Origin of the sequence: Pseudomonas sp. TYF_14 (assembly GCF_043105275.1) — a bacterium.
Lineage (GTDB): Bacteria > Pseudomonadota > Gammaproteobacteria > Pseudomonadales > Pseudomonadaceae > Aquipseudomonas > Aquipseudomonas alloputida.
In genome coordinates this window covers 130,748-150,041 of record NZ_JBICLK010000006.1, presented here as the reverse complement: position 1 = coordinate 150,041, position 19,294 = coordinate 130,748, and the positions used below count along the sequence as shown (strand labels likewise).

At 61.1% G+C, this 19,294-nt stretch carries 23 protein-coding genes; 15 read left to right on the top strand and 8 right to left on the bottom strand.

Features of this window, described 5'->3' with window-relative positions:
- Window positions 1-15 precede the first annotated feature (15 nt).
- From ACF8O8_RS02075 to ACF8O8_RS02050, 6 genes are all read right to left on the bottom strand, one after another.
- Window positions 16-1,509, bottom strand: coding sequence for an RNA polymerase factor sigma-54 (locus ACF8O8_RS02075; RefSeq protein WP_003255133.1), 1,494 nt, complete (start codon window positions 1,507-1,509; stop codon window positions 16-18).
- Window positions 1,510-1,684: 175 nt separating this feature from the next.
- Window positions 1,685-2,410 (bottom strand): LPS export ABC transporter ATP-binding protein, encoded by a 726-nt coding sequence (gene lptB / locus ACF8O8_RS02070; RefSeq protein WP_010952146.1) that lies wholly within the window; start codon window positions 2,408-2,410, stop codon window positions 1,685-1,687.
- The gene (gene lptA / locus ACF8O8_RS02065; protein WP_003255131.1) at window positions 2,411-2,935 is read right to left on the bottom strand and encodes a lipopolysaccharide transport periplasmic protein LptA; all 525 of its coding nucleotides are present in this window, start codon (window positions 2,933-2,935) and stop codon (window positions 2,411-2,413) included.
- On the bottom strand, window positions 2,922-3,494 hold the full coding sequence (gene lptC, locus ACF8O8_RS02060) for an LPS export ABC transporter periplasmic protein LptC (protein ID WP_012051313.1): 573 nt from the start codon (window positions 3,492-3,494) through the stop codon (window positions 2,922-2,924). The genes lptA and lptC overlap by 14 nt, the downstream gene beginning before the upstream one ends.
- Window positions 3,495-3,502: 8 nt before the next feature.
- Window positions 3,503-4,027: an HAD family hydrolase gene (locus ACF8O8_RS02055; protein ID WP_161773543.1), complete on the bottom strand. Its 525-nt coding sequence runs from the start codon at window positions 4,025-4,027 to the stop codon at window positions 3,503-3,505.
- Between the two features lie 12 nt (window positions 4,028-4,039).
- Window positions 4,040-5,014, bottom strand: coding sequence for an SIS domain-containing protein (locus tag ACF8O8_RS02050; RefSeq protein ID WP_392509178.1), 975 nt, complete (start codon window positions 5,012-5,014; stop codon window positions 4,040-4,042).
- 248 nt (window positions 5,015-5,262) lie between these two features.
- On the opposite strand from ACF8O8_RS02050, the gene ACF8O8_RS02045 reads away from it, so the two are divergent.
- The 10 genes from ACF8O8_RS02045 to hisC all read left to right on the top strand — a co-directional run bounded on the left by ACF8O8_RS02045 (window position 5,263) and on the right by hisC (window position 13,344).
- Complete coding sequence (locus ACF8O8_RS02045) at window positions 5,263-6,072, top strand: ATP-binding cassette domain-containing protein (protein WP_003255127.1); 810 nt, start codon at window positions 5,263-5,265, stop codon at window positions 6,070-6,072.
- Entirely contained in the window at window positions 6,072-6,869 is a 798-nt protein-coding gene (mlaE, locus tag ACF8O8_RS02040; protein WP_003255125.1) for a lipid asymmetry maintenance ABC transporter permease subunit MlaE, read from the top strand. The genes ACF8O8_RS02045 and mlaE overlap by 1 nt, the downstream gene beginning before the upstream one ends.
- The gene (mlaD, locus tag ACF8O8_RS02035) at window positions 6,869-7,354 is read left to right on the top strand and encodes an outer membrane lipid asymmetry maintenance protein MlaD (RefSeq protein ID WP_014755441.1); all 486 of its coding nucleotides are present in this window, start codon (window positions 6,869-6,871) and stop codon (window positions 7,352-7,354) included. Before mlaE ends, mlaD begins: the two co-directional genes overlap by 1 nt.
- A 9-nt stretch (window positions 7,355-7,363) precedes the next feature.
- On the top strand, window positions 7,364-8,011 hold the full coding sequence (locus ACF8O8_RS02030) for a phospholipid-binding protein MlaC (protein ID WP_003255123.1): 648 nt from the start codon (window positions 7,364-7,366) through the stop codon (window positions 8,009-8,011).
- Window positions 8,008-8,310 (top strand): lipid asymmetry maintenance protein MlaB, encoded by a 303-nt coding sequence (locus ACF8O8_RS02025; RefSeq protein WP_003255122.1) that lies wholly within the window; start codon window positions 8,008-8,010, stop codon window positions 8,308-8,310. The genes ACF8O8_RS02030 and ACF8O8_RS02025 overlap by 4 nt, the downstream gene beginning before the upstream one ends.
- Before the next feature lie 117 nt (window positions 8,311-8,427).
- Window positions 8,428-8,667, top strand: a complete 240-nt coding sequence (locus ACF8O8_RS02020) for a BolA family protein (RefSeq protein WP_003255121.1) — start codon at window positions 8,428-8,430, stop codon at window positions 8,665-8,667.
- Between the two features lie 23 nt (window positions 8,668-8,690).
- Window positions 8,691-9,956: a UDP-N-acetylglucosamine 1-carboxyvinyltransferase gene (gene murA, locus ACF8O8_RS02015; protein WP_003255119.1), complete on the top strand. Its 1,266-nt coding sequence runs from the start codon at window positions 8,691-8,693 to the stop codon at window positions 9,954-9,956.
- Between the two features lie 91 nt (window positions 9,957-10,047).
- On the top strand, window positions 10,048-10,683 hold the full coding sequence (hisG, locus tag ACF8O8_RS02010) for an ATP phosphoribosyltransferase (RefSeq protein WP_003255118.1): 636 nt from the start codon (window positions 10,048-10,050) through the stop codon (window positions 10,681-10,683).
- Between the two features lie 286 nt (window positions 10,684-10,969).
- A complete protein-coding gene (gene hisD / locus ACF8O8_RS02005; RefSeq protein ID WP_010952156.1) occupies window positions 10,970-12,295 on the top strand; it encodes a histidinol dehydrogenase in 1,326 nt (441 codons plus the stop codon).
- 2 nt (window positions 12,296-12,297) lie between these two features.
- Entirely contained in the window at window positions 12,298-13,344 is a 1,047-nt protein-coding gene (gene hisC, locus ACF8O8_RS02000) for a histidinol-phosphate transaminase (RefSeq protein ID WP_392509177.1), read from the top strand.
- Window positions 13,345-13,459: 115 nt separating this feature from the next.
- Here hisC and ACF8O8_RS01995 read toward each other — a convergent pair whose 3' ends face one another.
- Window positions 13,460-14,644 carry an alkaline phosphatase family protein gene (locus ACF8O8_RS01995; protein WP_392509176.1) on the bottom strand — a complete coding sequence of 395 codons (1,185 nt, stop codon included), beginning with the start codon at window positions 14,642-14,644 and terminating at the stop codon, window positions 13,460-13,462.
- A gap of 139 nt (window positions 14,645-14,783) precedes the next feature.
- Between ACF8O8_RS01995 and ACF8O8_RS01990 the strand changes: the two genes are divergently transcribed.
- From ACF8O8_RS01990 to ACF8O8_RS01975, 4 genes are all read left to right on the top strand, one after another.
- On the top strand, window positions 14,784-15,434 hold the full coding sequence (locus ACF8O8_RS01990; protein WP_010952159.1) for a FadR/GntR family transcriptional regulator: 651 nt from the start codon (window positions 14,784-14,786) through the stop codon (window positions 15,432-15,434).
- 13 nt (window positions 15,435-15,447) lie between these two features.
- Entirely contained in the window at window positions 15,448-16,728 is a 1,281-nt protein-coding gene (locus tag ACF8O8_RS01985; protein ID WP_049586471.1) for an MFS transporter, read from the top strand.
- Window positions 16,729-16,837: 109 nt separating this feature from the next.
- Window positions 16,838-17,314, top strand: a complete 477-nt coding sequence (locus ACF8O8_RS01980) for a nuclear transport factor 2 family protein (RefSeq protein ID WP_010952161.1) — start codon at window positions 16,838-16,840, stop codon at window positions 17,312-17,314.
- Window positions 17,307-17,648 carry a GIY-YIG nuclease family protein gene (locus ACF8O8_RS01975; RefSeq protein WP_021781868.1) on the top strand — a complete coding sequence of 114 codons (342 nt, stop codon included), beginning with the start codon at window positions 17,307-17,309 and terminating at the stop codon, window positions 17,646-17,648. Before ACF8O8_RS01980 ends, ACF8O8_RS01975 begins: the two co-directional genes overlap by 8 nt.
- Here ACF8O8_RS01975 and yejK read toward each other — a convergent pair.
- Window positions 17,596-18,603, bottom strand: coding sequence for a nucleoid-associated protein YejK (gene yejK, locus ACF8O8_RS01970; protein WP_010952163.1), 1,008 nt, complete (start codon window positions 18,601-18,603; stop codon window positions 17,596-17,598). The genes ACF8O8_RS01975 and yejK overlap by 53 nt on opposite strands.
- Window positions 18,604-18,972: 369 nt before the next feature.
- Here yejK and ACF8O8_RS01965 point away from each other — a divergent pair, with 369 nt between their 5' ends.
- Window positions 18,973-19,254 (top strand): HU family DNA-binding protein, encoded by a 282-nt coding sequence (locus ACF8O8_RS01965; protein ID WP_003255106.1) that lies wholly within the window; start codon window positions 18,973-18,975, stop codon window positions 19,252-19,254.
- Window positions 19,255-19,294: the final 40 nt, after the last annotated feature.

Below are 19,294 nucleotides of genomic sequence, written 5' to 3'. Positions count from 1 at the left end.
GGCACATCTCAGGGGCTACATCAGTCGCTTGCGTTCGCTCGACGGTGCGATGCCGAGGGACTCGCGATACTTGGCGACGGTGCGACGGGCTACCTGGATGCCTTGTGCCTCCAGTAAACCAGCGATCTTGCTGTCACTCAATGGCTTTTTCTGATTTTCCGCCGCAACCAGTTTCTTGATGATCGCGCGGATCGCCGTGGACGAGCATTCTCCGCCTTCGGAGGTGCTGACATGGCTGGAGAAAAAGTATTTCAGTTCGTAGATGCCACGCGGGGTGTGCATGTATTTCTGCGTGGTAACCCGCGAAATGGTCGATTCGTGCATGCCTACGGCTTCGGCAATGTCATGCAGTACCAACGGCTTCATCGCTTCGTCGCCGTGGTCGAGGAAGCCGCGCTGGTGCTCGACGATCTGCGTGGCAACCTTCATCAGGGTTTCGTTACGGCTTTGCAGGCTCTTGATGAACCAGCGCGCTTCCTGCAGCTGGTTGCGCATGAAGGTGTTGTCGGCGCTGGTGTCGGCACGGCGCACGAAGCCGGCGTATTGTGGGTTGACGCGCAGGCGTGGAATGGCTTCCTGGTTCAGTTCTACCAGCCAACGGTCGCTGTCCTTGCGCACGATGACGTCGGGCACCACGTACTCGGGCTCGCTGGACTCGATCTGCGAACCAGGGCGCGGGTTAAGGCTTTGCACCAGTTCGATGACCTGGCGCAGCTCGTCTTCCTTGATTTTCATCCGCCGCATCAGCTGGCTGTAGTCACGGCTGCCGAGCAGGTCGATGAAATCGGTGACCAGGCGCTTGGCTTCGGTCATCCACGGAGTTGTAGCGGGCAGCTGGCGCAGTTGCAGCAACAGGCATTCGCCGAGGTTGCGGGCGCCAACGCCAGCCGGCTCGAACTGCTGGATGCGGTGCAGTACCGCTTCGACCTCGTCCAGTTCGATATCCAGCTCCGGGTCGAAACCGGCGCAGATTTCTTCGAGTGTGTCTTCCAGGTAGCCCTGGCCGTTGATGCTGTCGATCAGGGTCACGGCAATCAAGCGGTCGGTGTCGGACATCGGTGCCAGGTTCAACTGCCACAGCAGGTGGCTTTGCAGGCTTTCGCCGGCCGATGTGCGCGTGGTGAAGTCCCATTCGTCGTCATCGTTGCTCGGCAGGCTGCTGGCGCTGGTCTGGTAGATGTCTTCCCAAGCGGTATCGACCGGGAGCTCGTTGGGGATGCGCTCGCTCCACTCACCGTCTTCCAGGTTGTCGGCGCTGACGGTGCTTTCCTGGAAACTGTTGTCCTGAACTTCGGCGGCCGGCTTGTTCTCGGCGTTGTCGGCCATCGGGTCGCTGTTGTCGAAGTCTTCGCCGTCTTCCTGACGTTCGAGCATCGGGTTCGACTCCAGCGCTTCCTGGATTTCCTGTTGGAGGTCCAGGGTAGAAAGCTGGAGCAGGCGGATGGCCTGTTGCAACTGAGGTGTCATCGTCAGTTGCTGGCCCATTTTTAGGACGAGCGATGGTTTCATGGCAGGGGCTTAATACCTTGTTCGCCGGCGCGCATGCGCCATCCACTACACGAGGGCGCCGAAGCGCCAGATCAAGCAAGTTTTATGCCTTAAATTGTAGCGTTTGCCTAGAGTACCGTAACAACTTTACCCGCAGTTTCAGGGCTGTTTGCCAGTACTTCAGGCGCGTGCCGGGTCAGAGGCGGAACTCGTGACCCAGGTAAACTTCTTTGACCAGTTCGTTTGCCAGGATGGTTTCAGCGTCACCTTCGGCGATCAGTCGGCCATCGTTGACGATATAAGCGGTTTCGCAGATATCCAGGGTTTCACGCACGTTGTGGTCGGTAATCAGTACGCCGATACCTTTGGCCTTGAGGTGGTGGATGATCTGCTTGATGTCGCCGACCGAAATCGGGTCGACACCGGCGAACGGTTCGTCCAGCAGGATGAACTTGGGTGCGGTCGCCAGGGCGCGCGCAATTTCGACGCGGCGGCGTTCACCACCAGACAGGCTCATGCCGAGGTTGTCCCGGATGTGGCTGATGTGGAACTCCTGCAGCAGGCTTTCCAGCTCTTTGCGGCGGCCGTCCCGATCGAGGTCCTTGCGGGTCTCGAGGATGGCCATGATGTTGTCGGCGACCGACAGCTTGCGGAAGATCGAGGCTTCCTGCGGCAGGTAGCCGATTCCGGCACGGGCGCGGCCGTGCATGGGCTGGTGGCTGACATCGAGGTTGTCGATCAGTACCCGGCCCTGTTCGGCCTGGACCAGCCCGACAATCATGTAGAAGCAAGTGGTCTTGCCGGCGCCGTTGGGGCCGAGCAGGCCGACGATCTGGCCGCTGTCGATAGACAGGCTGACATCACGTACTACCTGCCGCCCCTTGTAGCTCTTTGCCAGGTGCTGGGCTTTGAGGGTTGCCATTTACTCGGCCTTCTTCTTGGGCTGGATCACCATGTCGATGCGCTGACGGGGTGTTGTCACATTGCCACCACGGCCGGCGGTCGCCACCTGGGTCTGAGTGTTGTAGACGATCTTTTCGCCTTCGGTGGTATTGCCTTCGCTCTCGACCTTGGCGCGGTCGGTGAGAATGACCAAGTCCTTCTGCGACTGGTACTGGATGGTTACGCCCCAGCCTTTCATCTTGTCCGGCTTGGCTGCGCTCTGCTGCTGCTCGAAGTAGGCCAGGTTGCCCACCGAGGTCACTACGTCGATATCGCCAGAGGCGGAGCGGGTAATGGTCACGGTGTTGCCTTTGATCATCATCGAACCCTGAGTGATGATCACGTCGCCGGTGTAAGTGGCCACGCCTTGTTTGTCATCCAGGTGAGCGTTGTCGGCCTGGATGCGGATAGGCTGGTCACGGTCGTTCGGCAGGGCGAGGGCGCTCGCGCTTCCCAGTGCTGCGCTCAGGCTGAGCAAAAGGGGGAGGGTTTTAACGAGCCTCATACTGTCCTCTTACGTTAGAGAGCAAGTCCATCTTGCCTTCTTTCAAATACGCTTTCATGCCTTTGCCCGTAGTGGTGCCTCCGGCGCCGTCGATTCTAACGGCTTGCTCGGTCTGCGCATATTGCTTCTGCGGGAACACGGTCATGCGTGAGCTGGTAATGATGGTTTCACGCTGCTTTTCATCGGTGCGGGCAATCCGTACCTTGTCGATCAGTTCGACCTCGGTACCGTCAGGATTGACCTCGGCGCGCGTGCTCTGCACATGCCACGGGTACTCGGTGCCGCGGTACAGGTGCAGGTCCGGAGTGGTCACCTGGGTGACTTCGCTGGTCTTGAGGTGTTCGATCCTGTCGGCGGTCATTTCGTATTGCAGCTTGCCGTCGGGCAAGAACTGCACGCTGTGGGCGTTGATCGCGTAGTAATCGATGGCGCTTTCGTCGACTTGGGCCACGGGCTTGTCGAGGAAGCTTTCCGGGCTGACATTCCAGTAGCCAATGGCTACCAACAGGGCGGCTATCGCCCCCAGCAGCACAATGTTTCGGGCTTTCTTGCTGAGCATGGGCAGCCTTACAGGTAGTTGGCGTTGGCAGCGTCCAGGGTGCCCTGGGCCTGCATGATCAATTCGCAGAATTCACGGGCCGCGCCTTCGCCGCCACGTGCCTGGGTCACGCCGTGGGCGTGCTGGCGTACGAACGGTGCGGCGCTGGCTACGGCCATGCCCAGAGCCACTCGGCGAATCACCGGCAGGTCGGGCAGGTCGTCGCCCAGATAAGCCACTTGATCATAGCTTAGGCCCAGTTCGGCGAGCAGGCCGTCAAGCACCACCAATTTGTCCTCCCGGCCTTGGTAGAGGTGCGGGATGCCGAGGTTACTGGCCCGGCGTTCGACCACTGGGGTCTTGCGCCCGCTGATGATCGCGGTGGTCACGCCCGAGGCCATGAGCATCTTGATGCCCTGGCCGTCGAGGGTATTGAACGTCTTGAATTCGCTGCCATCCTCGAGGAAGTACAGGCGCCCGTCGGTGAGCACGCCGTCCACGTCGAAGACTGCCAGCTTGATGCCTTTGCCGCGTTGCATGAGGTCCTGGTTCATTCCATCGCTCCTTTACATTACGCCGGCGCGCAGCAGGTCATGCATGTTCAGGGCGCCAGTCGGGCGGTCTTCACGGTCCACCACCACCAGGGCGTTGATCTTGTGGTCTTCCATTATCTTCAGGGCTTCGGCGGCGAGCATGTCGGCACGCGCAGTCTTGCCATGAACGGTCATGACCTGGTCGATCAGGGTGGTGTGCACATCGATATTGCGGTCCAGGCTGCGGCGCAGGTCACCGTCGGTGAAGATCCCGGCCAGTTTGCCATCGGCTTCGACGATCACGGTCATGCCCAAACCTTTGTGGGACATTTCCAGCAGCGCGTCCTTGAGCAGGGTGCCGCGTGGAACTTGAGGCAGATCGTCGCCGGCGTGCATCACGTTCTCGACCTTCAGCAGCAGGCGGCGGCCCAGCGCGCCTCCCGGGTGCGAGAAGGCGAAGTCCTCGGCGGTGAAGCCGCGGGCTTCGAGCAAGGCGATGGCCAAGGCGTCGCCCAGTACCAGCGCTGCCGTGGTGGAGGAGGTGGGGGCCAGGTTCAGCGGGCAGGCCTCTTGTGCGACACGTGCGTCAAGGTTGACCTCGGCGGCCTGGGCCAGCGGCGAGTCCGGGTTGCCGGTCAGGCTGATCAGCTTGATGCCAAGGCGTTTGATGAACGGCAGCAGGGTGACGATTTCGGCGGTGCTGCCGGAGTTTGACAGCGCAACGATGACATCATCCCGGGTGATCATGCCCATGTCGCCATGGCTGGCTTCGGCCGGATGCACGAAAAACGCCGGTGTGCCGGTGCTGGCCAGGGTCGCGGCGATCTTGTTGCCGATGTGCCCGGACTTGCCCATGCCGACCACGACGACCCGGCCCTTGCTGGTCAGAATCAGTTCGCAGGCTTTGACGAAATTGTCGTCGATGCGCGCCAAAAGGGCCTCTACGGCCTCGAGTTCCAGGCGCAGAGTGCGTTGGGCGGATTGGATCAGCTCGCTGGATTGGCTCATGTCGAAAAAGCAATGCCTGATGAAAGGGCGACGATTATACGCGCAATGATGAAAACCCTCACCTCCTCGATTGCTGCAGTGAATACCACCAAAGCCTGTCCCTGGGCTGAACGACTGCTTGCCCGGCCTTGGGGCGGGGCTGTCAGCGGTGCTATAGTTCGCCGCTATTCGGCCTGTCAGGGGTGCGTGTGCCTTCCAGATGGAGGCCGGCGTCCATTAGGACGAGGCTGCATTAGCAAGGAGTCTAGATGAGTGTGGATAGCGCCTACGCGGTCGAGTTGAAGGGTGTAACCTTCAAACGTGGTTCGCGCAGCATTTTCAGCAACGTGGACATCAGCATCCCGCGCGGCAAGGTCACCGGCATCATGGGGCCATCGGGGTGCGGCAAGACCACGTTGCTCCGCCTGATGGGTGCACAGTTGCGCCCCGCGAGCGGTGAGGTATGGGTTGCCGGGCAGAACCTGCCGACGCTGTCGCGCAGCGACCTGTTCGACGCCCGCAAGCAGATGGGCGTGCTGTTCCAGAGCGGCGCGTTGTTCACCGACCTCGATGTGTTCGAGAACGTCGCGTTCCCGCTGCGCGTGCATACTCAGCTGTCGGACGAAATGATCCGTGACATCGTGTTGATGAAGCTGCAGGCCGTGGGCCTGCGCGGTGCCATCGACCTGATGCCCGACGAGTTGTCCGGTGGCATGAAGCGCCGTGTGGCACTGGCCCGGGCGATTGCCCTGGACCCGCAGATCCTCATGTACGACGAACCGTTCGTCGGCCAGGACCCGATCGCCATGGGGGTACTGGTGCGCCTGATTCGCCTGCTCAACGATGCCCTGGGCATCACCAGCATCGTGGTTTCCCATGACCTGGCAGAAACCGCCAGCATCGCCGACTACATTTACGTGGTAGGTGACGGCCAAGTGCTGGGCCAGGGGACGCCTGATGAGCTGATGGGTTCGGACAATCCACGGATCCGCCAATTCATGAAAGGCGACCCGGATGGCCCGGTTCCCTTCCACTTTCCCGCGCCTGACTACCGCGCCGACCTGCTGGGGGCGCGTTGATGCGCAGAAAATCCTTACTCGAACGTGTCCGCCTGCTGGGCCGCTCGGCAATCGACGTGCTGGCCGTGCTCGGGCGTTCGTGCCTGTTCCTGTTCCATGCGCTGGTCGGTCGCGGTGGTATTGGCGGCGGCTTCCAGCTGCTGACCAAGCAGTTGTACTCGGTGGGTGTGCTGTCGCTGGCGATCGTCGTCGTGTCCGGTGTGTTCATCGGCATGGTGCTGGCGCTGCAGGGCTACAGCATCCTGACCAAGTACGGCTCGGAGCAGGCGGTAGGGCAGATGGTCGCCCTGACCCTGCTGCGTGAACTTGGCCCGGTGGTAACGGCGTTGCTGTTTGCCGGGCGTGCCGGTTCCGCGTTGACCGCCGAAATCGGCAACATGAAGTCCACCGAGCAGTTGTCGAGCCTGGAAATGATCGGTGTCGACCCGCTCAAGTACATCGTTGCGCCACGCCTGTGGGCCGGTTTCATCTCGCTGCCGCTGTTGGCGCTGATCTTCAGCGTGGTCGGTATCTGGGGTGGCTCGTGGGTGGCGGTGGACTGGCTGGGTGTCTACGAGGGCTCGTTCTGGGCCAACATGCAGAACAGTGTTTCTTTCACTGACGACGTGCTCAACGGGCTGGTCAAGAGCCTGGTGTTTGCTTTCGTCTCGACCTGGATCGCCGTATTCCAGGGGTACGACTGTGAGCCCACCTCAGAAGGGATCAGTCGTGCAACCACCAAGACCGTGGTCTATGCCTCGTTGGCAGTGCTGGGTCTGGACTTTATTCTGACCGCCTTGATGTTTGGAGATTTCTGATGCAAAACCGCACCCTGGAAATCGGTGTCGGCCTGTTCCTCCTGGCCGGGATCCTGGCGCTGCTGCTGCTGGCCCTGCGTGTCAGCGGGCTGTCGGCCAGCCCGAGCAGCGATACCTATAAAGTTTATGCTTACTTCGACAATATCGCCGGTTTGACGGTCAGAGCTAAAGTGACCATGGCCGGTGTGACCATCGGCAAGGTCACCGCCATCGATCTGGACCGTGATTCCTACACCGGTCGGGTGACGTTGCAGCTGGACAAGTCGGTCGATAACCTGCCGACCGACTCCACTGCCTCGATCCTGACCGCCGGTTTGCTTGGTGAGAAGTACATCGGCATCAGCGTTGGCGGTGAAGACGACGTTCTCAAGGATGGTGCAACCATCCATGACACTCAGTCGGCACTGGTGCTGGAGGATCTGATTGGCAAGTTCCTGCTCAACTCTGTTGGCAAGGAACCGAAAGAAGCGCAACCGGCTAATTAAGGAGTACCCATGATTTCGATCCTGCGACGTGGCTTGCTGGTGCTGCTGGCGGCCTTCCCCCTGCTGGCCCTGGCTGTGCAGACACCGCACGAAGTGGTTCAAAGCACCACCAATGAACTGCTCGGCGACCTCAAGGCCAACAAGGAACAGTACAAGTCCAACCCCAACGCCTTCTATGACTCGCTCAACCGCATTCTCGGCCCGGTGGTGGATGCCGACGGTATCTCGCGTAGCATCATGACCGTGAAGTACTCGCGCAAGGCGACCCCGGAGCAGATGCAGCGCTTCCAGGAAAACTTCAAGCGCAGCCTGATGCAGTTCTATGGCAATGCCTTGCTCGAGTACAACAACCAGGGCATCACTGTCGACCCGGCTAAAGCCGATGACGGCAAGCGCGCCAGTGTCGGCATGAAGGTTACCGGCAACAACGGTGCCGTGTACCCCGTGCAGTACACCCTGGAGAACATTGGCGGCGAGTGGAAGGTGCGTAACGTGATCGTCAACGGCATCAACATCGGCAAGCTGTTCCGTGACCAGTTCGCCGATGCCATGCAGCGCAACGGCAATGACCTGGACAAGACCATCGACGGCTGGGCTGGCGAAGTGGCCAAGGCCAAGCAGGCTGCCGACAACTCGCCAGAGAAGACCGTCAAATGAGCGAGGCCGCTGTAAGCATGGCAGAGCCGGGCGTGCTGCGTCTGGCTGGCGTGCTGGATTACCGCAGCGGCCCGGCCTTGCGCAAGCAAGGCAAGGTGCTGATCGATGGCTCGCGCGAGCCGCGACTGGTGCTTGATTGCTCGGCTGTCGAGAAGTCGTCGAGTGTCGGCTTGTCGTTATTGCTTGCGTACATGCGTGATGCTCAGGCCACTGGCAAGGCGTGCGAAGTGCGTGGCATGCCTGACGACATGCGGGAAATTGCCGAGGTCTATGATCTCGATGAAGTGCTGGCAAGCTAGTGGCCCGGCACGGATGATGGCCCCTCGGTCAGCGAAGCCTTCGTTGGGCTTCGCAGGCGAGGGGCTTTTTTGTATGATGGCCGACCCGTGCGCATCGGGCGCCGATTGAGGTTGAGCATGCAGGCCGTAGAAGTTAAAAGCTTCCTTGAAGAGAAATTGCCGGGTTCCCGGGTCGAAGTTGAAGGCGAAGGCTGCAACTTCCAGTTGAACGTGATCAGCGACGAGTTGGCTGGCCTGAGTCCGGTCAAACGCCAGCAGGCGATCTATGCTCACCTGAATCCGTGGATCGCCAATGGCAGCATCCATGCGGTAACCATGAAATTTTTCAGCAGCGCAGCCTGGGCTGAGCGCACCTGAGCCAACTTGGCGGCGAGACTCCAATGGACAAACTGATTATTACTGGCGGCGCTCGCCTTGACGGCGAGATCCGCATTTCGGGCGCGAAAAACGCAGCCCTGCCGATTCTGGCAGCGACCCTGCTGGCCGATGGCCCGGTCACCGTGGGCAACCTGCCGCACCTGCACGACATCACCACCATGATCGAGCTGTTCGGGCGCATGGGCATCGAGCCTGTGATCGACGAAAAGCTGTCGGTGGAGATCGATCCACGCACCATCAAGACCCTGGTCGCGCCGTACGAGCTGGTCAAGACCATGCGCGCCTCGATCCTGGTGCTGGGCCCGATGGTTGCCCGTTTCGGCGAAGCCGAAGTGGCCCTGCCTGGCGGTTGCGCCATTGGCTCGCGCCCGGTCGATCTGCACATCCGTGGCCTTGAGGCCATGGGGGCGAAGATCGAAGTGGAGGGCGGCTACATCAAGGCCAAGGCGCCTGAAGGTGGCCTGCGTGGCGCGCACTTCTTCTTCGACACCGTCAGCGTGACCGGTACCGAGAACATCATGATGGCCGCTGCCTTGGCCAAGGGCCGCAGCGTGTTGCAGAACGCCGCGCGTGAGCCTGAAGTGGTCGATCTGGCCAACTTCATCAACGCCATGGGCGGGAACATTCAGGGCGCCGGTACCGACACCATCACCATCGATGGTGTCGAACGACTGGATTCGGCCAACTACCGCGTGATGCCGGACCGCATCGAGACCGGTACCTACCTGGTTGCCGCTGCCGTGACCGGTGGCCGCGTCAAGGTCAAGGACACCGACCCTACCATCCTTGAAGCCGTGCTTGAAAAACTCAAGGAAGCGGGTGCCGACATCAACACCGGCGAGGACTGGATCGAACTGGACATGCATGGCAAGCGGCCGAAAGCCGTGAACCTGCGTACTGCCCCGTATCCGGCGTTCCCGACCGACATGCAGGCGCAGTTCATCTCGCTGAATGCCATTGCCGAAGGCACTGGCGCGGTAATCGAGACCATCTTCGAAAACCGCTTCATGCATGTTTACGAAATGCACCGCATGGGCGCGCAGATCCAGGTTGAAGGCAACACCGCCATCGTCACTGGCGTCAAGGCGCTGAAGGGTGCCCCGGTCATGGCCACCGACCTGCGTGCTTCCGCCAGCCTGGTGCTGTCGGCGCTGGTTGCCGAAGGCGATACCCTGATCGATCGCATCTACCACATCGACCGTGGTTACGAGTGCATCGAGGAAAAACTGCAGATGCTCGGCGCGAAAATCCGCCGCGTACCGGGCTAGTACCCCGCGGGTGCAAGGACGCACCTTTTGAATTGAATGCGGCCAGGTCGATGACCTGGCCGGCAGCAGCCGCTTAAGGACCGACGTTCCAATGTTGACCATCGCGCTTTCCAAAGGCCGTATTCTCGACGATACCTTGCCGTTGCTCGCCGAGGCCGGCATCGTGCCGACCGAAAACCCGGACAAGAGCCGCAAACTGATCATCCCCACCACGCAGGACGATGTACGCCTGCTGATCGTGCGTGCCACCGACGTGCCGACCTATGTCGAGCATGGCGCTGCCGACCTGGGTGTGGCCGGCAAGGACGTGCTGATGGAGTACGGCGGCCAGGGCCTGTATGAGCCCCTGGACCTGCAGATTGCCCAATGCAAGCTGATGACCGCGGGCGTAGTCGGCGCAGCCGAGCCCAAGGGGCGCCTGCGTGTGGCCACCAAGTTCGTCAACGTAGCCAAGCGTTACTATGCCGAACAAGGTCGCCAGGTCGACATCATCAAGCTGTATGGCTCGATGGAGCTGGCGCCGCTGATCAACCTTGCCGACAAGATCATCGACGTGGTCGACACCGGCAACACCCTGCGTGCCAACGGCCTGGAACCCCAGGAACTGATCGCCACGATCAGCTCGCGCCTGGTGGTCAACAAAGCCTCCATGAAAATGCAGCACGCCCGTATCCAGAGCCTGATCGACACGCTGCGTCAAGCGGTCGAATCGCGACACCGCGGTTGACTCCTGCGCGCGACCTTCGCTGTCGCGCCCGTCTATCCGCGTCATAGCCATTTTTCTCGGGTGCCCGCGCGGATGGACTGGTAGCTTGGGATAGTGCGAAAAGTCGCCGAGCGGCGATCATGCAAGAACGAAAACAGGCGAGGAACGGCCGGGGTCGCGCCCGACTTTGCTGGTTGCAAATGAGCATACCGAGCCTGTTTTTAACGTAGCATGATCGTCGCGCAGGCACTTTTCGCACAATCCCCTAGGGCGCCTGAGCATTCGCTAATATTACGAGGCCCTCGCCATGACCGTGTCCACTGCAATTGCCCGTCTCAACGCCGCTGATCCGGATTTCGCCCGACATCTGGATCATCTGCTGAGCTGGGAAAGTGTGTCCGATGACGCGGTCAATCAGCGCGTGCTCGACATCATCAAGGCCGTGCGTGAACGCGGTGATGCGGCGCTGGTGGAATTCACCCAGCGTTTCGATGGTGTTGACGCCAAGTCGATTGACGACCTGATCCTCGATCGCGCGCGCCTGGAACTGGCGCTGACCCGTATTACCCCGGTCCAGCGCGAGGCCCTGGAAAAGGCCGCCAACCGTGTGCGCATTTATCACGAGCGGCAGAAGCAGGATTCCTGGCAGTACACCGAGGCCGACGGCACCGTGCTCGGCCAGAAGGTCACCCCGCTGGACCGTGCTGGCCTGTATGTGCCGGGCGGCAAGGCGTCGTACCCGTCGTCGGTGCTGATGAACGCCATCCCGGCCAAGGTTGCCGGCGTGACTGAAGTGGTGATGGTGGTGCCGACCCCGCGGGGTGAGGTCAACGAGCTGGTACTGGCGGCTGCCTGCATCGCTGGTGTCGACCGGGTGTTCACCGTCGGTGGCGCCCAGGCCGTGGCTGCGCTGGCCTACGGGACTGAAAGCGTGCCGCAGGTGGACAAGATCGTCGGCCCGGGCAACATCTACGTTGCCACCGCCAAGCGCCACGTGTTCGGCCAGGTAGGCATTGACATGATCGCCGGCCCCTCGGAAATTCTCGTGGTGTGCGACGGCCAGACCGACCCGGACTGGATCGCCATGGACCTGTTCTCCCAGGCCGAGCACGACGAAGACGCCCAGGCCATCCTGGTCAGCCCGGATGCTGCTTTCCTCGATCGCGTGGCTGCCAGCATCGACAAGCTGATGCCGACCATGGAACGTGCCGATATCATCGAGAAGTCGATCAATGGCCGTGGTGCGCTGATCCAGGTGCGTGACATGCAGCAGGCCATGGACGTGGCCAACCGCATCGCACCGGAGCACCTGGAGCTGTCGGTGGCCGACCCTCAAGCCTGGCTGCCACACATTCGTCACGCTGGCGCGATCTTCATGGGCCGCCACACCAGCGAAGCGCTGGGCGATTACTGCGCTGGCCCTAACCACGTGCTGCCCACTTCAGGTACCGCGCGTTTTTCGTCGCCGCTGGGGGTGTATGACTTCCAGAAGCGTTCGTCGATCATCTTCTGCTCCGAACAGGGCGCGTCCGAACTGGGCCACACTGCCTCGGTCCTGGCCCGTGGCGAGTCGCTGACCGCCCACGCCCGCAGCGCTGAATACCGTATTTTGACCCAAGAGAAGGGGAACTGAGCATGAGTCGATTCTGGAGCCCCTTCGTCAAGGACCTGGTGCCTTACGTGCCGGGCGAGCAACCCAAGCTGGCCCGCCTGGTCAAGCTGAACACCAACGAAAACCCCTATGGCCCGTCGCCCAAGGCGCTGGAGGCCATGCGCGGCGAGCTGAACGATAACCTGCGCCTGTACCCGGACCCGAACGGTGACCGTCTCAAGCAAGCGGTGGCCGAGTACTACGGCGTGACCCCGGCGCAGGTGTTTGTCGGCAACGGCTCGGACGAGGTGCTGGCGCACATCTTCCACGGCCTGTTCCAGCACGATGCGCCGCTGCTGTTCCCGGACATCAGCTACAGCTTCTACCCGGTCTACTGTGGCCTGTACGGCATTGCCTTCGAACAGGTGGCGCTGGATGAGCAGTTCCAGATCCGCATTGAGGACTACAAAAAGCCCAACGCTGGCATCATCTTCCCCAACCCCAACGCGCCGACCGGTTGCCTGATGCCGTTGCAGGCGGTGGAGGAGTTGCTGCAGGCCAACCGTGATTCGGTGGTGGTGGTGGATGAGGCTTACATCGATTTCGGTGGTGAAACGGCGATCAGCCTGGTGGACCGCTACGATAACCTGCTGGTTACCCAGACGCTGTCGAAGTCGCGCTCGCTTGCGGGGCTGCGAGTGGGCCTGGCGGTGGGGCACCCGGACCTGATCGAGGCGTTGGAGCGGATCAAGAACAGCTTCAACTCCTATCCACTGGACCGTGCAGCTATCGTCGGCGCGGCGGTGGCGTTCGAAGACCGTGAGTACTTCGAGGAAACCTGCCGCAAGGTAATAAACAGCCGCGAGGAGTTGGTCGGTCAGCTGCAGGCCAAGGGTTTTGAGGTGCTGCCGTCGGCTGCCAACTTCATCTTCGCCCGCCACCCGCAGCAGGATGCCGGCGAGCTGGCGGCACGCTTGCGCGAGCAGGGCGTGATCGTGCGTCACTTCAAGCAGCCGCGTATTGCCCAGTTCCTGCGGATTACCATCGGTACGCCGGAAATGAACCAGGCACTGCTGGATGCGTTGAGCTGACGTGTAGGAGCGGGTTTACCCGCGAATACGGTAGCGGCGGCAGCGGCGAACGGCCGGTGGAAATTGGCCAGCAGGCCCGGCCCATTCGCGGGTGAACCCGCTCCTACCGGGGGGCTCAATAGCGGCGGTCTTCGATTACAAACGGCTTGGCTGCCGGCCTGTTGCGCACTGCCGCCGGTGTACCATCCAGTACCAGTGCATAATCGTTCTGCTTGTCCATCCCCTCCGGATCGGTCCATTGCTCGTCTCTGGCCGCAACCTGGGCAACCACATGGCCGTTCTTGATAATGGTCAGATAACCCTTGGCGTTACTGTTCCAGCGTAGCCGTCCTTTGTTTTCATCTGCCCGCGCCTTGCGCACGCCGGTATCACCCAGTAAAGGCGTGCCGTCCAATAGCCATTCCGGCTGCAGCTTGAGGCCCATGTGGCGCAGCACCGTGGGCGCTACCGAGGTCTGCGCGGGAAGCCCGTACAGACCGCCGGGCCCAGGCATTTCCACAGGAATGCTCAGCTCGGTCAGTTCCTGATTCAACGGTTTGTTGCTGGCGATGAAAATGCTCTTTTCCTGCTCCGAAGCGCCGCCATGGCCTTTGCCCCAATAGTCCCGGCCATGGTTGGTACTGACGAGTACCAGCCAGTCTTCCTGTGGGAACATGCGACGCCGCTGGTCTACCTTGTCCAATAGCCGTCCGATCTCGCTGTCGGCCTTGCGCAACGCCTGCGCATAGCGCTCACCATAACCCCTGTGATGGCCAATCTGGTCAGGTTCGTCCAGTTGAATGAACGTGAAATCAGCGGGTGTGTCGCCGAGGATCCGCAACGTTCGTTCGATCACCTGTTCATCTGGCAAGCCACTTTCGCGTACATCGGCGCCATGGGCGTCCTCCAGCAGAAATGCCGTGTTGATGGGCGACCAGTTGACGATGCTGGAGAGGTAGGCATTGGGGTAGGCCAGGCGTAGCCGCTTGAACAGGCTAGGAAACGCCGGGTTTATCCGTTGCGAGTCGTCGTCCGATTCAACGCCATGCTTGTCGCTCCACACGCCGGTCAGCAAAGTGATCCAGCCTGGGCCGCTCAAGGTGGGTTGCTCGCTGGCTTTACCATTGATCCCCCCGGCGTAAGCCTTGCCGTAGTGCAGCCGCTGTTTCAGGTTGGTCGCATCGCCCAATTGCAGGTACTGCTGCAATTGCACGCCGTCAAGGCCGATGAGCAAGGTTTTAGGGCGGCTCGGGTGCCGGGCCGGGTCACAGCCCGGCTGCAGGGCCAGGAACAGCAATAACAGCAAACTTGCCAGTCGCATGGGGTCGCATCCTTGAAAGCACGCAACGAGCGTTGCAACAAAGTGGCATGCCCACAACTGGCAGAAATACCAGGTGGTTTACCTCTTTGCCTGCAATCCAGTAAGCTGCCTCAATTCGTCGGATGATTGGTTGAGTGGCATGAATACAGAGCTGACCAAGCGCTCCCTGGTGGAGTTGGCGGTAGAGCGCATGCGCGAATGCATCGTGTTGGGCGATTGGCAGGTCGGTCAGCGCCTGCCTACCGAGCCAGAGCTTGCCTTGCAGCTGGGCATCAGCCGCAACACCGTGCGTGAGGCCATGCGCGTGCTGGCGTTCAGTGGCCTGGTGGAAATTCGCCAGGGCGACGGCAGCTACCTGCGCACTGCCCAGGACCCGCTGCAGGCGGTGCACGCGATGTCCCGGTGTACGCCCGAGCAGGCCCGTGAAACCCGCCATATTCTCGAGGCGGAGGCCGTCGGGCTGGCGGCCTTGCGCCGTACCGATGCCGACCTGCAAGCGCTACGGGATGCCCTGGAAGGCAGTGCCGGGCATTTTCACGGCGATGTCGATGCCTATGTGGCCTGCGACCTGGTGTTCCACCAGCGGCTGGTCGATGCCGCCCACAACCCGGCATTAAGCGAGCTGTACCGTTACTTTTCCGGGGTCGTGGCTGCCGCTCTGCAACACAATATGGCCACCGTTCCGCGCTGCCAGGCCACGTTCGACTTGCATGGGCAGATCCTCGACGCCATCGAGCAACGTGACGCTGAACGGGCCAAGCGCCTGACCCGTATCCTCATTGAATCCTGAGACCGAGAAGGCCATGGCTGAATCCATCACCCGTAATTCCCCGTCGAACGAGCGGGATCTCGATGAGCTGCTGATCGACGCTGAAGCTGACGACGAACAGGTCCAGCAGCAGGCTGTGGTGTTGCGGCGGCCCTGGCTGTTGCTGCTGGGCCTGGTGCTGGTGGCCTTGAACCTGCGCCCGGCATTGTCGAGCATGGCGCCGGTGCTGGGCCAAGTATCTGAAGGCTTGGGGCTGAATGCTTCGCAGGCTGGCTTGCTGACCACCTTGCCGGTGCTCTGCCTGGGCCTGTTTGCTCCCTTGGCGCCGGTGCTGGCGCGGCGCTTTGGCAGCGAGCGGGTGATTCTTGGCATCCTCCTCACCCTGGCACTTGGCCTCGTGGTACGAAGTACCTTTGGGGCAATCGGGGTGTTCCTCGGCAGCCTGATGGCGGGGGCCAGCATCGGCATTATCGGCGTATTGTTACCCGGTATCGTCAAGCGCGACTTTCCACAGCACGCTGGCACGCTGACCGGTGTATACACCATGGCGTTATGCCTGGGCGCGGCCATGGCCGCAGGTGCCACCGTACCTTTGGCCCAGCATTTCGACGGCAGCTGGGCACTGGGGTTGGGCTTCTGGGTGCTGCCGGCTTTGCTGGCCATGCTGGTGTGGCTGCCACAGGCCCGTCAGGGGCATGGGCTGCACAAGGTGGCCTATCGCGTGCGAGGCTTGTGGCGTGACCCACTGGCCTGGCAGGTGACCCTGTATATGGGCCTGCAGTCATCACTGGCTTACATCGTGTTCGGTTGGTTGCCATCGATCCTGATCGGCCGCGGCCTCACCCCTACCGAGGCAGGTTTGGTGCTGTCAGGGTCGGTAATCGTGCAGTTGATCAGTTCGCTCAGCGCCCCCTGGCTGGCCACCCGCGGCAAGGACCAGCGGCTGGCAATCGTGGTGGTCATGTCGGGCACGCTGGCGGGGCTGTTCGGTTGCCTGTATGCGCCACTTTCCGGACTGTGGGGGTGGGCCATTGTGCTGGGCCTGGGGCAGGGCGGTACCTTTGCCCTGGCGCTGACCTTGATCGTGCTGCGGTCGAAGGACGCCCACGTGGCGGCGAACTTGTCGAGCATGGCCCAAGGGGTGGGTTATACCCTGGCCTCGATGGGGCCTTTTGCGGTGGGGCTGGTGCATGACCTGACCGGCGGCTGGACGGCACTGGGTTGGATTTTTGCGGTGCTGGGCGTTGGCGCCGTGGTGTTCGGGCTGGGTGCCGGGCGGGCGCTGCATGTGCAGGTGACCTGCGAAAAAGTCTGAGGCCTGTTTTAGCAGTCCCGTCCTCGTGCCTGCCAAGAGGGCGGGACTGGCATAAGCCACCGGGGCAGATTATCGTGCAGTTTTCGAACCTAGGACGGACCAGCCCCCAATGAGTGATGCCAACCGCGCCCTGATCACCCGTTTCTACCAGGCTTTCCAGCGCCTGGATGCCGACGCCATGCTGGCCTGCTACAGCGATGATATCGTTTTCAGCGACCCGGTGTTCGGCACCCTGCGCGGCAAGGACGCAGGCGATATGTGGCGGATGCTCACCACCCGCGCCAAGAACTTCACCCTGACATTCGACAGCATACGCGCAGATGAGCACAGTGGCAGCGCGCACTGGGTGGCTACCTACCTGTTCAGCCAGACCGGCCGTGTTGTGGTCAACGATATCCAGGCACGCTTTGTCATTCGTGATGGGCTGATTTGCCAGCATGACGACACCTTTGACCTGTGGCGCTGGTCGCGGCAAGCGTTGGGTGTTCCTGGAATGCTGCTGGGGTGGTCGCCGCTGATGCAGAACAAGGTCCGCCTGCAGGCATTCAAGGGGTTGCGCGCATTCCAGCAGGCCCAGGGTGAGTGAAGTCGTCGAACCTGCCGTTGGTAAGCCCTGGTTTGTCTATCTGGTAAGGGCTGCCAATGGCTCGTTGTATTGCGGCATCAGCGATGACCCGCAGCGTCGGTTCGCCGCGCATCAGAAAGGGCAGGGCGCCCGCTATTTCAAGACCAGCCCGGCCCAGGCGCTGGTGTATGTGGAGCAGTGGCCGGACAAGAGCGCGGCGCTGCGCCAGGAGCGGTTGGTGAAACGGCTGCGCAAGTCGGCGAAGGAGGCACTGGTGGCCTCCTTTGGCGGCTTGGGGGAAATCAGTCCTTGCGGCGCTTCAGCTGATCCACCAAGGTTGTCGGCAGCCCCTTGATGATCAAGGTCCCCGCTGCTTCGTCATACTCCACCTTGTCCCCCAGCAGATGCGCCTCGAAGCTGATCGACAGCCCCTCGGCACGCCCGGTGAAACGGCGGAACTGGTTGAGGGTGCGTTTGTCAGCAGGAATTTCCGGCGACAGGCCGTAGTCCTTGTTGCGGATGTGGTCGTAGAACGCTTTGGGGCGGTCCTCGTCGATCAGGCTGGACAGCTCTTCGAGCGTCACCGGCTCGCCCAGCTTGGTCTGGGTGGTGGCGTACTCGACCAGGGTCTGGGTCTTTTCGCGGGCGGATTCTTCCGGCAGGTCTTCGCTTTCGACGAAATCGCTGAAGGCCTTGAGCAGGGTGCGGGTTTCGCCCGGGCCGTCGACGCCTTCCTGGCAGCCTATGAAGTCGCGGAAGTAATCCGACACCTTCTTGCCGTTCTTGCCCTTGATGAACGAAATATACTGCCTGGAGTTCTGGTTGTTCTTCCACTCCGACAGGTTGATGCGTGCTGCCAGGTGCAACTGGCCAAGGTCGAGGTGACGGGAAGGGGTCACGTCGAGCTGGGCATTCACCGCCACGCCTTCGCTATGGTGCAGCAGGGCGATCGCCAGGTACTCGGTCATGCCTTGCTGATAGTGGGCAAACAGGATGTGGCCGCCGGTGGACAGGTTGGACTCTTCCATCAGCTTCTGCAGATGCTCGACAGCTACGCGGCTGAAGGCGGTGAAGTCTTTTTCTTCATCCAGGTACTGCTTCAGCCAGCCGCTCAGCGGGTAGGCGCCCGATTCGCCGTGGAAAAAGCCCCAGGCCTTGCCTTGCTTGGCGTTGTAGCTGTCATTGAGGTCGGCCAGGAGGTTTTCGATGGCATCGGAGGCAGCCAGTTCGGAGTCGCGAGCATGCAGCACGGCGGGGCTGCCATCGGGCTTTTTGTCGATCAGGTGAACGATGCAATGACGGATTGGCATGGAATTCTCGGCGAGCTGCAAAAGTTGCCAAGTTTAACCTAGACCTGAGGTGATGCAGTGGCCGTATGTTGGCAGATATGTCGGTTGTTCGTTTTTTGTTCAATTTTCTGTGTTTTCAGCTGAAACCCCCGAAAAACCTGCATTTAATCAAAGTGCGAAGCGGATATTTATCCATTCATGTGGTAGTTTTGCGCGGTCTTGCGCCCCTCGTGTGCGCATTGCTGGCAGCAAGCTTTCGTCGTGTCGAACCAAACGCCGATTTTCGTATCTACATACGCAATTGGCGCGGCCCTCCATTTCAAGGGGCTGGCCCGATAACGTCGTAGTCCGCTGCTTAACCATCGAATTTGATAGGGAAGGAACACCACCATGGCATTGACCAAAGACCAACTGATTGCCGACATCGCCGAATCGATCGCCGCGCCAAAAGCCACCGCCAAGAACGCTCTGGAGCAACTGGGCCAGATCGTTGCTGACCAACTGGAAAACGGCGCTGAAATCACTCTGCCAGGCATCGGCAAGCTGAAAGTCTCCGAGCGTCCTGCCCGTACCGGCCGCAACCCTTCGACTGGCGCTGCCATCGAAATCGCTGCCAAGAAAGTCGTCAAGTTCGTTCCAGCCAAAGTGCTGACCGACGCCATCAACAAGTAATTGTTGCTTTGACGAAACCGCGCCCGGCTTGCCCGGGCGC